Raw genomic sequence first — 14,163 nt, forward strand, 5'->3', positions numbered from 1 at the left:
CTGACGGCGTGCCCATATGCCCGCTAGGACTTCCTATGAAGCCTAACGGCACTGACCAGAAGCGGCACAGAGCCAAGTATATCTGCCCAAAGACCAAATATGCCGAAAGACTCTGCATGTGCGACAAGCGCTGTACAAAATCCACTTATGGGCGTGTTGTAAACATAAGCCTCAAAGATGACCAACGGCTTTTCTGTAATCCGCCCCGAGGTTCGGATCAATGGAAAAAGATATACAACAAACGCACATCTGCCAAACGGGCAAACAAACGCATAAAGATTGACGGGTTGCTGAAAGAAGGGCATCACCATTCTTCCATGATGTGGTATATCCGGTTATTTGCCATAATATCCGTCATCCACGTAGATGCCTGGCATAAAACCGCCTGAATTCTGAAAAATTGGTTATTCAGGGGGGCTGGTAATTTTGTGCCCATTTCTTCAAATTCTTCCATACTACGGTATTCCAGTCTTGAAAGAAAACATTTTTCGTCACCTTCTTGTTGCCAACGTGTCATTATCATTTAGGACGCTTAGTTTTCTAATTCACATATACAGTTAACAGACGCGAATGCAACAGCTCAACTGCCAATCCAAACATCACATCCATATACATGTGGAAAGAGTCGCTTTTATCAGCAGCGTAAGCCACTCTAGCCTCCACTCTGTGGCCTTCCAAATCTTTTAATGCCTGCTCTATTACATCTGCCAACATATCGCGCGTTACATTTTCAGACAGTTTCATGTTACCATACACCTGTTTATCTAATTTATGTTTTATGCTTATTTCTGAGATAGTAATTTATATCGGCCATCATATTGTCAAAAGGTCTTCTATCATTTTCATCGATGAATTTCCTCCACCGCCGAAGCACATCTTTCAAAGGCTCATCCATATAGGAATACGCCTTATCCTTTATCCAATCAGGTATGCCATAGGCAGCCTCAGCAATGCTGCCGGTAATTGCCGCCAGGGTGTCGCTATCCCCGCCAATAGATATGGCATTCCGTATGGCATCTTCAAAGTCTGTGCTTTCCAGGAAGGCGATAATCGCTTCCGGCACAGTTTCCTGACAAGTTTCGTTGAATTTATATACAGGGCGAATCTCATCCAGAGTACGGGACAGATCATACCCGTACTCTTTTTCAATATACCTCTTTATGCGTCGCTTGCATTCTGCGGGATCATCACTGATTGGTTTCTCATAATCTCCATTATAACCTCCAAAGTAATAGCGACACATGAAGATTGCATCAGCAGTTGCCATAGCGCCCTTGATGCCTTCAGGGTGATTATGCGTCACTTCAGCGGACAGTCTGGCTCTTTCCCTGCCGTTTGAAGGCCACATCCCCGTCCTGGCACAGAAACCGCAATCTATTACCCAGGCACATGGAGAAACCCGCATGGCAGATCCATTGCCAAAACTATTGTATGGCTTACGCGTATCTGAAATCAACCAATTGCCAAATCTGACACCATACCCGGCGTCAGGATACATTCTGCCATATTTCTTCAAAGCATCAACAAAATCATAACGTTCGCCACCATTCATGACAGCTTCTGCCACCGCACAGGTCATCACAGTATCATCCGTAAAGAAACAATCCTCCCTGAACAGCGGGAAATCCTTTGTCTTGATATTGTCCCACTCGTAGACAGAACCTACGATATCGCCAACAATTGCACCTAACATTGCGACCACTCCTTTCCTTGATGATTCCATTCTAACAGAAACATATACTGAGTTGGTCGCTTAACAGGCGACATTTATATCTCTTTTAAAATTTTACCATCCTTGTTTTTCCAAATAACATTTCCACTTGCTGCAAAACCTTTAACTACACTCGCTGCCGCCGATGGAGAATTAAACTCATAGTCTTTGACAAACTCACCATTAACAATAATTTTGCTTTGCTCTAAATTTTCACGTAAATTTTTATAGCCTTTATGCAAAGTTGAAGTCGTGTCTGCCGACACTCCCGAACCTTTTAATACCGTAAAACCACCTGCACTCACAAAACCTGTTGCTATCTTACCGTCTACATTGCAACTAAGCAATTCTGCATTCTCCTTACCGTCGCCAACCTCTTTAAGTACACCATACCCCAATGCATTAACCACCAATTTCATATTATCTATAAACTCAAGAGCTGCTGCCTTATGTGCTTTCTTTAACGGTATATCATTACCGTATTGATTAAGCACCTTATATCTGCCATTTTGTTTTATTGTTTTGCTTAATTCACTTTCAATAAATCGTATATTAGCTTTGTTTAAGTCCTTGCCTACAAAAGACAATGCCGTATGCCAATAAAAATTCTCTTTTCCATTCTCACTATTGTACGAGTTTATATGTTGTTTCAATCGTTCTAGGACATTTTCAGATTCTCCCACATATATATCCGTCAATTCATTGGTCACATCATCATTAACCAGCAGCAAATATACTCCTACGTCTTTTGTCTCTTCAAATTCTTTGCCACATTCTTCCATGGCGCTCCTTGGTATCTTTATAACCTTGCCGTTCCAATTAGAAATTTCAGCCGTAACTATACCGTCAGCAGTTCCATTTGATAAAAATATCTCTATAGTCTTGCCATACATTGTATATCCTCTTCTTACTATAAAGATGTAAATTAGAAAACTCAAAGCCATTTATTTGCCAGACTCGAGCCATGGCATAATATTCAATGTGCCCCCACAATTTGTAGCAAAAGCTGTTGCGAATGAGTAGCCCCCATCTCAGTTTGATGTTTCACATGTACAATAGTACTTGAAAAGAAGGTGAACATCATGCTGAGATTACCTAAAGACGGCTCCCACGCTGCTTATAAGCAGCTCCTCTCCCAACGCATTCACAACAGCCACCTCAAGCGCTTCGACAAGAAGAAGCGCAAGCTGGCAGCCAGGCTCCTGACTCTTGATCTTTCACCCATTGACGAAATCATGCGCCCCTTTCTACTCAGAGGAAGGTCGTCCTGCATGTCTCCCTTCCTCGATGCTGCGTTCCTACTTGCTTTCCATCTGCCTTAAGTCTACTTCCCTTGTTGACTGGGCCGAGCGTCTGCGGTCCGATGAGTCTCTGGCCATACTTTCGGGCTTTTCACCCGACCATACACCTTCCTTCGCCTCTTTTTATGACTTCTTCCACCGCTTATGGCCAGGCTGCAACAATTTCTTGCCTCACCTGCGCTATCGCAGGAAGAAACCGCCTAAAGGTAAAGGCAATGGTGAAAAGTCTCCGTCCTTCGACAAAGATTATGCTGCCACCATCATCAAATATTTCGATGGGCATGGTGCCGGAGTCATCCTCAAGAGCAAGCTTTCCATCATCGGCAAAATCTTCAGCCGTATCTTCTTGGCTGGCTCAATGCACAAAGGTCTTCTGAATACCAAGAAGTTGGTTCTGGCTGGTGACGGCACTCCCGTTGTGGTCTCAAACCGTGAGCGCAGCCACTCGACCTGTGACTGCCATAAGCAGGGCATCGACAAGTGCTGCCACAAGCGCTGGTTCTCCCAGCCTGATGCCAATTGGGGCTGGGATTCGTCCAGAAATTTCTTCTACTACGGCTATAACCTCTATCTCTTCACAGATGCCAACTCTGGACTGCCTGTCTTCCCTGTCCTTGAGCGTGCTTCCCGCCATGACCTTCCTGCCATGCTGCACGGACTGGCCTGCATCAAGGCGTTTTTCTCTGACTGGAATATTTCCGCTTTAATCCTTGATTCTGCACACGATGCAGCCGCCGTGTACAAGATGTGCAGCAAAAGCAGCATAACGCCCTTCATATACTTGAACCCTCGCGGTACGAAATCTGCTGAGAACAAGGGATATACCGTCGGAGATGACGGTGTGCCAATCTGCCCTCTGGGACTTCCCATGAAGCCCAATGGCACTGACAAGAAGCGACACAGAGCCAAATATATTTGCCCAAAGACTAAATACGCCGAAAGGTTATGCATGTGCGATAATCGCTGTACCAAGTCCACTTATGGTCGTGTCGTGAATATAAACCTCAAGGATGATCCACGGCTTTTCTGCGATCCTCCACGAGGCTCACCTCAATGGAAGCAAGCCTACAACAAGCGCACATCTGCTGAACGGGCCAACAAACGCATAAAGATTGACGGACTGCTGGAAGAAGGGCACCATCGCTCATCCATGATGTGGTATATTCGATTATTCGCCATACTGTCCGTCATTCATGTAGATGCTTGGCATGAGCGCAAATGTGAGAGTGCATGAACCCTGAAAAAAATTCGATTTTTCAGGGCTGGATATCCTGCGCCAATTTTTCCATACACTTTCAAGCTACGGTATTCCAACCTTGTATAAGGGCATTTCACATCACCTCAATACCGATGATTGCCAATTCTCATTTAGATTGCCGAGGTTTTCTAATTCACATATAAAGTTATTTAGCATTGCGCCCTTTGCTACAATGCTTTTATCAGAAAAAGAAATAGTAAATAATCCCCACAAAAAAACTGGCCAGATTCGTGAGCAGAATAGTGCGGAACAGCTTTTTCCCCTCGGTATGGAGTCCATATATGCATAATGCGTATTCCACCGCCACCACCATACACTCCCCCACCACCAGCAGGCACAGATACCAGGTATCGTCCGTGGCAAACTGCAAGCATTCGTTCAGCAGGAGATTGGTGATGATGTTGACTCCTGCAAAGTAGGCGCAGTCATAGAGCCTTCGATAGCCTAGCAGGTAAAAAAGCGGCACCTCAATTATCACAGTCAGCAAGGCATTCTCCAGCGACTCCGGCTGGGCAATATAATCAAGGTACCTTGAGCCAGGCAGGGGATCCGCTACATCTGCATAAGCGACAGTGGAACTGCAGAGAAATAAAAGAATCCCTATGACCGCAACTATCCTTCCCTTCTTCAGCAAACCATCACACCTCACATCAAGAAAATAGTCTAAAAAACTGCATTCTTACGACCGTTCCTTACCGAACCTCCGAAAAAGCGCAAAAGATGCAAAAAGACATAGGAACTGGATCACAATCATGGCATGAGGCGGCATATGGAAGCTGTCATAAAGGAAGACGCCCGGCAACAGGCAGCCAGCAGCCAGCCCGAACATCAGGCCGGGATGGGACGGGCTGCACCAATGCGCCAGGCGCAGTGTCAAAGGCATCGTCATGTTAAAGGCCAAGGCCAGCAGCACCGCAGACCACAGTCCGCCTCCCTGCAGCGCCAGAAATCCCAGCAGGAAAATCAGCACAATCGTGTGCTGGAAACCGATGCGGTCGCTGCACCATCCTCCCAGAGCCTTGCCTAGCGCAAAGGCACAGGGGAAGAGCATCACGTACTCCTCTGAACCGCCGCCACCGCCAAAACCACGCAGGACCACGCACCCCAGGAGCAGGAAGAGGCAGGCCATCCCTGCCAGCGGAGCAATCCCATTCACTCCGGCTGCATCCTGCGTGCTTGTTTTGCATACGCAGGGAGCCTGCCCGCCCTCCTTTTGCAGATTGTAAAATACCACCATGGTCAATACAGCATACAACGACAGGAACAGATAATCGCCACAAAGCTGGTTCAGCCCCAGGGCCAGCCCGATAGCACCACTGGACACAAAAAGCCCCAGCTCCTTGTAGGTGGAATACCCACGCAGGACAATACTTCCCGCCGCCACATGGAAGATACAGTTGCCCAGCCCCAGGCAGATGACCTTGGCAAAAATGTCCAAGGTTTCCACCGTGCCCAGCCCCAGAGCCGCCAAGGACAACAGAAGCCCGTAGGAAGTCCAGGTGGGGCGGCGATCCAGCAGATAGCCTGCCAACCACTGACCGCCAAAGGCTATCAGGTTGTACATCCCGAAATAGTAGAGAATCGGTTCATAATACAACTCCCGCAGGGCATACGCCGCCAAAGCAGCGCCGCAAACACCATCCACGGCAAAGTGTTGCAGCGTATACAGAAGCAACATGCTCATTCTCTCCCCTACAGATAGATGCTGACCTTATCCTCTCCATCAACTTTCTGGATGAAGATATGCTTTTCCAGCCAATTGTTGGACAGCTTATTGCCAAAACGCGTCTGGCGCTGGAAAGTTGCGTCGATTCTCAGCACATAATGCAAAGTCACGCCCTCTTCCGGCGATTCGTAGAAAAAGACATCCCGCTCCGTACTATCCCTGCTGCCTGCCCCCTTGCCGTAAGTGACCATTTCATCAGAATCCGCCCTCCGAATGGCATACTTATACTGGCATGGAGCGTTGAAATGGAAATACATCGCCATTACCCCATTCTCTTCTATGCCGAAGTTGACATCCGGCATGGCAGTATCAGCTTCACGCCCCTCATGGGCATAAGGCCGCGGCCCTGGCCAGGGCTCAGCCACATCTGCATAGGCCGCCACCGAGCCGCAGAGAATCAACGAAGCCCCGATAATAGCCACAGCTTTGACGTGCTTGTCATGTTTTCCAAAATACATCTTTCTTCACCTCGCAAAAAAGTCCTAAAAATCCTCATTTCTTCATTCTTTCCCGTCTCCACAATTTCCTGCCATAGTATCTTCAGCACCCTAAAAGCGGCTGCTGGAAGGCAAACAACGTCTCATTGATGGTAAAGATATCATACTCCTTCCGCTCTATGAAATACTCCACGATTATATCTGCCTTGCTGCTGTGAGACAGGGCATACCCCGCCCTGCCGATAAAATCCTTGGTTTCATCAAGATTCAGCTCCAGGGCCACCGCAAATGCTATGGCTGTGGACGTGCTGGGCTTATAGGCCGGATTGTTGCGTATCTTCGAGAACAGCTTGCGGTCAACATTAGCCCTTTTATACACCTCAGGGTCGGTCTTCCCCTTTACATCTATCAGGCGCAGCAGCGCTTCGGAGAAAGTATCGTCTATTTCCTTGAGCAAATCGTCCAGAGAGCGGGCTTTGGCTGGAGCAGCCATAGCTGCCTCCTCCACGGGCGCTTCATCTCCCAAATACACAGGCTTTGCGAACATCCTGCGTCTTTCCCTGAAATCACCAAAGTATTCCTCGTCCAGCAGTTCCTCAATATACCTCTCATCCAGGAAACTCTGCACCTCTTCAAACAAGCTGCTGGATATCCTGAAGGACTTCTGGTCAAAAACTACCAGATAGACTTTCATATCATGGTCAGACAAAAATCCGCGTATAGCCTGCGTCGCCACGGCTATGGCAATCTCTGAGGGACAGCCATACACACCCGCAGAGATAAGCGGGAAAGCTACAGAAGTGCATCCGTTCTCCTCTGCCAGCCGCAAGGAGTTTGCATAACAATCTGCCAGCAGTTCCCTCTCCCCCTGCCCGCCATCATGCCACACAGGACCTGCCGTGTGAATCACGAACCTGGCATTGAGTTCGTAGGCAGGGGTGATAACTGCCTTGCCTGTGGCAATGTCACCGATTTCCTTCCGCGCTGCCAATAACCCAGTCCCTGCGGCCTTATGTATAGCCCGGTCAACACCCCCGCCCACCACAGGACGGGGATTTGCAGTGTTGACGATGGCATCCACCTGCATCTTCGTTATATCGTGCCTGACAATCTCTAATGGCATCAGCCCTCATCTCCCCCATTTTTAGCATTGCATCCTTACTACATGAGGATTCTCTGCTGCCTGCGTAAATCCTGCCTTCGCCCTTGATGACAAAAGTCCGATCAAATCAGCATCGCAATGTTGATTTAATCGGACTTTTTATGTTTGCTCTTATAAACTTACTTTAGGAACCCGTTGACAATCTGTTCCTCAGCCTCTTTCTCTGTCAGCCCCAGGGTCATCAGCTTGATGAGCTGATCGCCGGCAATCTTGCCGATGGCGGCTTCATGCACCAGCATGGCGTCCACGTTATTGGCTTCCAAAGAAGGCACGGCCAAAATCCTGCCCTCGTCCATGATGATGGAGTCGCACTCCGTATGGCCGTGGCAGGCGGCGTTGCCTACGATGCGGAGGTCCAGCTTCTGATAGGACTTGTCCTTGGCTACGCCTCTGGATACCACATCAGCGCTGGAGTTTTCACCGTCCAGGTTCACCTCATATTCGCTGTAGGCGTACTGGGTGCCATGAGTCATCAGGCGCTCCCGCACGATGAGGCTGGCATCTGCCTTGAGATTGGCCTTGGTGGTGCGGCTGGTGGAGTCCACGCCCTTGATCTGCACCATTTCCATTTCCATGGAGCTGCCTGCTTCCATGGTCACCTCGGTGACGGGATTCAGGATGCGCTGGCCGTCCCCCTGGCCGGAGCCGTAATGCTTTTCCACATACTTGACCTTGGCATTTTCCCCCACGAAGAAGCGGTGCACGCCGTCATGCTCCGAATCCTGCTTGCCGCAGTTATCGATGCCGCAGCCAGCCACGATGACCACGTCAGCACCCTCACCGATGTAGAAATCGTTGTAAACAGTTTCCTTCAGACCGCTCTCGCTCATAACCACGGGGATATGCACGCTCTCATTCTTGGTGCCCGGCTTGATGCGGATATCAATGCCGGAGCCGTCCTCCTTGGAGGTTATCTCGATATTGGCAGAGCTGCCACGCCCCACGGACTTGCCGTTGGCACGCAGGTTATATGCCCCGATGGGCACATCATGGAGGTCAGCCACCTCCAGCAGCAGTCTTTTCTGTATCTCATCCATCTGTAGCATTGGGCGGCCTCCTTACTGAAACTTCCTGCACATAGGCATGCTGACCTCGGTATCCATGATCTTGGGCAGGATCTCCTTGCCGGGCCCATGCTCCTGCACCCTGCCGTCTGCCAGCACGATAATCTCATCAGCAATCTGCAGGATGCGCTCCTGGTGGGAAATGATGATGATGGAGCTTTCCTCGATTTCCTCCCGCATTTTCTCAAAGATGCGGATAAGGTTCTGGAAACTCCAGAGGTCGATGCCCGCCTCCGGCTCATCAAAGATGGAAAGGCTGGTCTTGCGGGCCAGGATGGTGGCAATCTCAATACGCTTCAGCTCGCCGCCGGACAGGGAGCTGTTCACTTCGCGGTTGAGATAGTCGTTGGCGCAGAGCCCCACCTCTGAAAGGTAGTCACAGGCTTTGATATGAGAAATCTTCTTGCCCGCCGCCAGGCGCAGCAGGTCTATGACCTGCAGGCCCCGGAAACGCACAGGCTGCTGGAAGGCAAAGCTGATGCCCAGCTTCGCTCTCTCCGTGATGCTCTTGTCAGTGATATCCTCGCCATCCAAATAAATCCTGCCAGAAGTAGGCTGCTCAATGCCCGCAATGATCTTGGCCAGGGTGGACTTGCCGCTGCCGTTAGGCCCTGTGATGACCACAAATTTCCTGTTGTCCACAGTAAGACTCAGGTCCTGGATAATATCCACCTGGCTATTGCCCTCGGTGACATGGAAGGAAATGTTCTTCAGTTCCAACATGTATATCTAGCTCTCCCTTCCGATTTACGAAATTTATGCTTTAGCTTTCTTTTTATATTATAACACAATTGTTCAAATTTTGCCGTGGGCAAAATCTTCCAATTAGTGTTTCAACGAGGCGGGCTACATATGCTTATAACCCGTTATTATATTCGTCATCGTCAACTATGGAAGTGAAGGACATCTTGTTCCGAGTTATAACGCTATTGTTATGGTTTTGTCATGAAATAAATTAGAACACAATCAAGCTCTTCATTCTTTTGCATAACTTTCCACCCACATCTTCTTCCCATCGGTATGGAATACCACTTCCCCTTCCAAATCCGTACGGTGAATTTCGGCCCCTACCTGCTGCAGTCTCTCCAACACTTTGGCCTTTGGGTGGCCGAAGCTGTTGTCTGCGCCCACACAGATAATGGCAAAATTTGGAGAAACTGCTTTGAGAAATTCTTCCGAGCTGGAAGTATCTGAACCGTGATGGCCTACCTTCAGTACTGTGCTGTGAAGCTTCCCCTGATCTTGCTGGGACAGAATGACCGCCTCATTTTCCTTGGTCAAATCTCCCGTGATAAGGAAGCTCGCCTCCCCATAGGTAATCTTATACACATTGGAAGCCTCATTGCCGCTGCCGGGGGCCACAACTTCCGGAGCATAGAGCACCTCCACCCGCACTCCATCAAGTTCCATAGCCGCCCCCTGCCTGGCCGGTTCCAGTTTATTCAGCAACGGGTCTGCCTGGCTCAGATGGAAGCTCCTGGCATATTCTCCCCGCCCCTCCCAGGCAGTATAAACCTTCCCTACCGGCAGTTTCTTCAGTACCGCCCCAGTGCCGCCAGCATGGTCATCGTGGGCATGAGTGAGAAAAACCGCCTCCACGCGGTTCATGCCATAGTGCCTCAAATAAGGAACCAGGACCTTCTCCCCCACATCAAAGTCCCCCCGCGTGCCTCCACTGTCGAAAAGCAGCACTCTACCCTTGGGACTGCAAAGGACCAGCGCGTCTCCCTGCCCTACATCCACTGCCGCCAGAGTCATTTCGCCTGTGTGGGCAAAATAACGTCCGCCCAGGAACATGAGCAAGACCAGCCCTGCCAGCAAAAGGTATTGCCGCCTGGACTTCATAAAATCCCATGCTTTTTCCTGCCAAGGCTTATCTGTCACCATAAAGCACAGTACGGCATAATAAACAGCCCCTGCCCAACCGTTCAAGGTGGGGATCCAGATCATGCTGCCGGGCAGCTTTGACATCCATCTTGCCATTTCGTAAACAATGCCCAGCAGCAGGCTGTCCCCAGCGTAGATTATCCTTCCCAGGAAAGGCACGAGGAAGGCTATTATTCCTCCAAACAAGCCAATGACAATGATCAGCTCAACTATGGGCACAATGGTCAGATTTGCAAGCAGGGAGGAAATAGAAAGCTGGTTGAAATACCAGGCTAATATAGGCAAGGTTGACAGTTGCGCCGCTATGGTGATGGCAAAGCCTGCGGAAACGAACTCACCCAAACGACGTTTCTTGAGCCACTCCCTCATCACAGGAGCAAGATACAACAACCCCGCCGTAGCCAGGAAGGACAGCTGGAAGCTGATATGAAATAGAAGCAGTGGAGAAACTGTCAGCATCACCAGCCCAGTTATCAGCAGAATCCGCCTTGCATCCCTTTCCCTGTCCAGCGACAAGGCCAGAAACGCCAGCCCGCCCATAATGGCGCTGCGTATAACAGGCGGGACACAGCCGGACAGCAGGGAATAAACCACTATAGTTCCAATTACCAAAACTGCCCGCAAACCTTTGGAAAGGCGCAAAGCCATGCCCAGCCACGCCATCACTGCTGCAATCAGGCTGATGTGAGAGCCGGAAACCGAAAGTATGTGTACTATGCCGGTGGAGGTGAAGGCATCCAGCAATTCCGGCTGCAGCCCGCCATAGCCGCCAAAAAGCATGGCAAAGATGGCAACAGCATCCTCCTTGGGCATTACTTCCTCCATAGCGCTGAGATAATGACTCCGCACTGAGGATAGCCAACGCTTGAAGGATGCTCCCTCCCGTTCCTCCACCTTCAGGCTTTCTCCCCGGGCAGAAAGGGTGGCGGTGATGCCCTGGCTTTTCAGGAGCAGCGCCGTATCAAGCTGACCGGGGTTCCTGTAGCCATGAGGCAGGCGCACCTTCCCCATGGCAGTGACGTCATCACCAATGCGTGGCAATGACTTGGGCGCTTCATTGAACCTGGCATAGACATACAAGCCGCCTTCAGCCGTAACCGCTTCCGCTTTTCCCTTCTTTATTTGTTCAGCCTTCAAATGGAGACGCAGCCTGTAAGAGCCATCGGAGGCCAGCCTGAGGAACGGCTCCTCCAGCAGTTTCCCAGTCACCCGCACTTCCTCGTGGGCAAAGTGTGAGATATCATCAGCTGGCAGTACCTCCGCACTCCAGAGCCTGGCGGCCCCCAGGACAAAAGCCGCCAGTATAAAGGGCAGCCAGGTCCACTCCCTGCTTTTCCAGATGCCAAAAGCCGCTGCCCCCAGCAGCCCGCAAATAAGCAGGCATACCGGCAGCAGCGGCAATACAGTCACACTATGGGCGCAGAAGATACCAAAACTCAAGGCCAAGAGCAAGCCAAGCAGAAATGGTTCCTGATGCTGTCCCATGATCACACCTTCTTGAATTCCGGCAGGCTCAAGCTGTCGGTCAGCAGAGAGGATTTCACTTTATTCTTCTACGAACTCAATCTTGCAGTCAGACAGGGACTTGATGCGGGCCAGAGACTCCAGCCTGTAGCCAGCCTCACGGATTCTCTCAGCCCCCCGCTGGAAGGACTTTTCGATGGCGATGCCGATGCCCACCACCTCGCAGCCTCCCTGCTCCACGATATTGCAGAGGCCCAGGGCTGCATTGCCGTCGGCCAGGAAGTCATCGATTATGAGGACCTTTTCCCCGGCGGTCAGGAATTTTTTCAGGATATAGACATTCTTGGTTTCCTTCTTAGTGAAAGAAGTGATGGGGCAGGCGTAGCGGTCTTCCTCCATCAGTGCTGACTGATGTTTGCGGGCAAAAACCAGTTTTGTGCCCAATTCTGCCGCCACAGCTAGGGCAATGGCGATACCGGAGGACTCCACCGTCACTACCTTGTCTACTTTCACATCAACAAAGAGCCTGGCAAATTCCTTTCCCATGGCCAGAGATAGCTGGGGATCGATCTGATGGTTCAGGAAGGAATCCACCTTCAGGATATTCCCCGGCAGGCAAAAGCCCTCTTCCTTGATTCTCTGCTTCAGTAATTCCATGCCTTTTCTCCTTCTTCCTGCTCAGCCTCTTCATTTTTCTCCTCGCCCAAAGCAGCAATTTCCATATCCTTAGGCAACAGGGCGCTCAGGAGCACGGAAATCACGAAGACCACAGCCACGCAGTTGGCGCCGAAGACGTCCTGCACCAGCTGGGGCATGGCCTGCCAGATGCCAGCCTCGCTGGCCTGGGTGGCGCCGATGCCGAAGGACAGGGAAATGGCGGCAATGGTCACATTGCGCTGGGTAAAGCCTGCAGCAGCCATCATCTGAATGCCGCTGACCATGATGGCACCGAACATCATGACGGTGCAGCCCCCCAGTACAGGATCAGGCAGGGAAGCGAAGAAAGCGCCGATGGGAGGGAACATGCTGGCCAGGATCATGCAGGCCGCACCAGTCATGATGGTGAAGCGGTTCACCACTTTCGTCATGGCAATGAGGCCCACATTCTGGCTGAAAGAGGTGATGGGCGTGCAGCCGAAGAGAGAGGAAATGGAGCTGGCAAAACCGTCGCAGGCCAAAGACCCGGAAATCTCCTTTTCCTTGATCTCACGCTTCAGGCCTGCCATAGTCATGGCAGAGGTGTCGCCGATGGTCTCAGCGGCAGACACCAGGAAGATGATAGCTACAGACACGATAGCCCCCGCATGGAACTCCGGTGTGAAGGGCAGGAAGGTGGGGAAAGAGATGATGCCGCTGTTGAAAATCCTGGAAAGATCCACAATCCCCGCAAAGATGGAAATGACATAACCCACAATCAAACCGAAAAGCACGGAAAGCTGTTTCCAGTATCCCTTGGCAAAAACGTTGAACAGCAGGCAGGACACCAGGGTAATGGCGGCAATGCCCAGATTGCCTGCGGCACCGTAGCCCTCATTGTAGCCGCCGCCGAAGGAGCGAATGCCCACCCCCAACAGAGAATAACCGATGGTAGTCACCACGATAGCCGCCACCACGGGGGTGATGATGCGGCGCCAGTATTTGGCCATGAGGCCCAGCGTACCCTCAAAGATACCGCCTACCAGCACGGCACCCACGGCAGCGCCGTAACCATAGCTGGCAGAGACATAGCAGAGAATGCTGACGAAGGTGAAGCTCACGCCCATGACAATGGGGAGACGCGCCCCCACCCGGCCCAGGGGGTAAAGCTGGATCAGGGTAGCGATGCCTGCTACGAACATGGCGTTCTGCAAGAGCATGGCCACGCTGCTCTTGTCCATTCCCGCAGCCCCCGCCACGATGATGATGGGTGCAAGATTCGCCACAAACATAGCCAGCACATGCTGAAGGCCAAAGGGCACCGCCTTCCCCAGAGGAACCTTGCCATCCAACTGGTAGATATTCTCGATTTTCGGCTCTGACATACTTTCTAAAACACTCCTTCTACACAGATACATCACGATTTTTTTATTCTACCACATCTCCGACAATTTGTGTGCAAAAAGTACACAGGTCCTAATGTTTTTATTTTCAGTCATCTCGTATTCAAAATCACA

The 14,163-nt window shown here is 50.6% G+C and carries 15 protein-coding genes; 2 read left to right on the forward strand and 13 right to left on the reverse strand.

From position 1 onward, the window contains the following. Window positions 1–304 precede the first annotated feature (304 nt). The 4 genes from BLW59_RS17785 to BLW59_RS12020 form a co-directional block, all read right to left on the reverse strand. Window positions 305–454, reverse strand: coding sequence for a hypothetical protein (locus BLW59_RS17785; protein WP_175463432.1), 150 nt, complete (start codon window positions 452–454; stop codon window positions 305–307). A gap of 86 nt (window positions 455–540) precedes the next feature. Further along, window positions 541–744: a hypothetical protein gene (locus tag BLW59_RS12010; RefSeq protein WP_074697990.1), complete on the reverse strand. Its 204-nt coding sequence runs from the start codon at window positions 742–744 to the stop codon at window positions 541–543. A gap of 25 nt (window positions 745–769) precedes the next feature. Then, a complete protein-coding gene (locus BLW59_RS12015) occupies window positions 770–1,693 on the reverse strand; it encodes an ADP-ribosylglycohydrolase family protein (RefSeq protein ID WP_074697991.1) in 924 nt (307 codons plus the stop codon). A gap of 74 nt (window positions 1,694–1,767) precedes the next feature. Beyond that, complete coding sequence (locus tag BLW59_RS12020; protein ID WP_074697992.1) at window positions 1,768–2,604, reverse strand: GIY-YIG nuclease family protein; 837 nt, start codon at window positions 2,602–2,604, stop codon at window positions 1,768–1,770. 189 nt (window positions 2,605–2,793) lie between these two features. Between BLW59_RS12020 and BLW59_RS12025 the strand changes: the two genes are divergently transcribed. Further along, on the forward strand, window positions 2,794–3,033 hold the full coding sequence (locus tag BLW59_RS12025; RefSeq protein ID WP_074697993.1) for a hypothetical protein: 240 nt from the start codon (window positions 2,794–2,796) through the stop codon (window positions 3,031–3,033). Beyond that, window positions 2,999–4,246, forward strand: coding sequence for a transposase (locus BLW59_RS12030; RefSeq protein WP_074697994.1), 1,248 nt, complete (start codon window positions 2,999–3,001; stop codon window positions 4,244–4,246). The genes BLW59_RS12025 and BLW59_RS12030 overlap by 35 nt, the downstream gene beginning before the upstream one ends. A gap of 205 nt (window positions 4,247–4,451) precedes the next feature. Here the strand turns inward: BLW59_RS12030 and BLW59_RS12035 are convergent, their stop codons facing one another. From BLW59_RS12035 to BLW59_RS12075, 9 genes are all read right to left on the reverse strand, one after another. Then, a complete protein-coding gene (locus BLW59_RS12035) occupies window positions 4,452–4,904 on the reverse strand; it encodes a hypothetical protein (protein ID WP_074697995.1) in 453 nt (150 codons plus the stop codon). Between the two features lie 45 nt (window positions 4,905–4,949). Next, complete coding sequence (locus BLW59_RS12040; RefSeq protein WP_074697996.1) at window positions 4,950–5,948, reverse strand: hypothetical protein; 999 nt, start codon at window positions 5,946–5,948, stop codon at window positions 4,950–4,952. Between the two features lie 14 nt (window positions 5,949–5,962). Beyond that, window positions 5,963–6,454: a hypothetical protein gene (locus tag BLW59_RS12045; RefSeq protein WP_074697997.1), complete on the reverse strand. Its 492-nt coding sequence runs from the start codon at window positions 6,452–6,454 to the stop codon at window positions 5,963–5,965. 82 nt (window positions 6,455–6,536) lie between these two features. Beyond that, window positions 6,537–7,556, reverse strand: coding sequence for a macro domain-containing protein (locus BLW59_RS12050; RefSeq protein ID WP_074697998.1), 1,020 nt, complete (start codon window positions 7,554–7,556; stop codon window positions 6,537–6,539). Between the two features lie 158 nt (window positions 7,557–7,714). Then, window positions 7,715–8,641 (reverse strand): SufB/SufD family protein, encoded by a 927-nt coding sequence (locus BLW59_RS12055; RefSeq protein ID WP_029543019.1) that lies wholly within the window; start codon window positions 8,639–8,641, stop codon window positions 7,715–7,717. A 12-nt stretch (window positions 8,642–8,653) separates the two neighbouring features. Continuing rightward, entirely contained in the window at window positions 8,654–9,382 is a 729-nt protein-coding gene (locus BLW59_RS12060) for an ABC transporter ATP-binding protein (RefSeq protein ID WP_074697999.1), read from the reverse strand. Window positions 9,383–9,634: 252 nt separating this feature from the next. Then, the gene (locus BLW59_RS12065) at window positions 9,635–12,031 is read right to left on the reverse strand and encodes a DNA internalization-related competence protein ComEC/Rec2 (RefSeq protein ID WP_074698000.1); all 2,397 of its coding nucleotides are present in this window, start codon (window positions 12,029–12,031) and stop codon (window positions 9,635–9,637) included. A 60-nt stretch (window positions 12,032–12,091) separates the two neighbouring features. Next, on the reverse strand, window positions 12,092–12,667 hold the full coding sequence (locus BLW59_RS12070; RefSeq protein ID WP_074698001.1) for a xanthine phosphoribosyltransferase: 576 nt from the start codon (window positions 12,665–12,667) through the stop codon (window positions 12,092–12,094). Next, window positions 12,655–14,031 (reverse strand): uracil-xanthine permease family protein, encoded by a 1,377-nt coding sequence (locus BLW59_RS12075; RefSeq protein ID WP_074698002.1) that lies wholly within the window; start codon window positions 14,029–14,031, stop codon window positions 12,655–12,657. Before BLW59_RS12075 ends, BLW59_RS12070 begins: the two co-directional genes overlap by 13 nt. Between the last annotated feature and the right edge of the window lie 132 nt (window positions 14,032–14,163).

Source organism: Selenomonas sp. KH1T6, assembly GCF_900108415.1.
In the GTDB taxonomy this organism is placed as follows: Bacteria; Bacillota; Negativicutes; order Selenomonadales; family Selenomonadaceae; genus Selenomonas_B; species Selenomonas_B ruminantium_A.